A 986-nucleotide genomic window follows, 5' to 3' on the forward strand; every position below is an offset into this window, starting at 1 on the left:
AATTCTAAGGATATGAAAAACAATCAAGGAGAGATTACATGAAAAAAGCTGCGAATAAAATAGCTTTAATTATATTTGTGTTGCTTACTATAGCTTTTGCGATATTTGAAACCGTAAGCTATAAAGGCATGAAAGATACTATCATAGATGTGTCTAAAAGTTCCAAAGAGGCTTCTACGCGCTCTGTGGCGATATATGTAAGGGAGTATTTTAACTCTAAAATAGTTGCGGTTGAAAATTTAGCCAAATATATTCAAGAAAATCCTTATCTAATGCAAGATAGGCAGAGTCTTAAAGATCGTCTAATGACTATGGCTACGACTTTAAATATAGCTGAATTTTACATAGGTTTTGGCGATAACGGCGATCTGTTTGATGCTGTTAGAAAGTCAAATGAAAAGATTGAATTCCTTCATTTGACACCTGAAAAGGATAATTTTGATTCAAGAGTCAAGCCTTGGTATAAGCAAAGTGTAGCAAAGGGAGATTTGGTATTTACTCATCCTTATTTAGCCCAATCAAGTGGCAAATACACTCTTACTATCGTTAAGCCAATAATCATAGACGGCAAGGCTGTGGGTGTCGTAGCTGCCGATATGTATTTAGACGATATAGCAAAAGATGTTGCGCAGATGAAAGAGTCACAAAGCAGTAGTGTTGCTATCGTTGATATCGACGCAAAGCTTTTGGTCTATCATCCAAATAATAATTTCATATTGTCTGATGAGCCTGATTTAAAAACGGCTATAAATTTGGCTATAGATAGCTACGCAACTACTCAAGGTAAGGCGTATGTCCATACTTTAGGCGGAGACGAGAGGCTTTTTGCTTGCCAAAAATATGATAGAGCCAATTGGCTTATCTGCTCTGATAACTCACTTAGCGATTATGATCCTGTTTTAAATGAAATTATTTATCATGAAACTATATTTTCAACCGTATTTGTTATGGGTATCATAGGTGCATTAATCTTTGTAGTGGGATAC

Annotated in this window: 1 protein-coding gene; it reads left to right on the forward strand. The window is 35.5% G+C overall.

Going from position 1 to position 986, the window contains the following annotated elements; genetic code table 11:
- Nucleotides 1-38: 38 nt before the first annotated feature.
- A partial coding sequence (locus tag CDOM16188_RS11060; RefSeq protein WP_172202199.1) for a cache domain-containing protein occupies nt 39-986 on the forward strand: 948 nt, incomplete at its 3' end.

Origin of the sequence: Campylobacter sp. RM16188, from assembly GCF_012978795.1 — a bacterium.
Lineage (GTDB): Bacteria > Campylobacterota > Campylobacteria > Campylobacterales > Campylobacteraceae > Campylobacter_A > Campylobacter_A canis.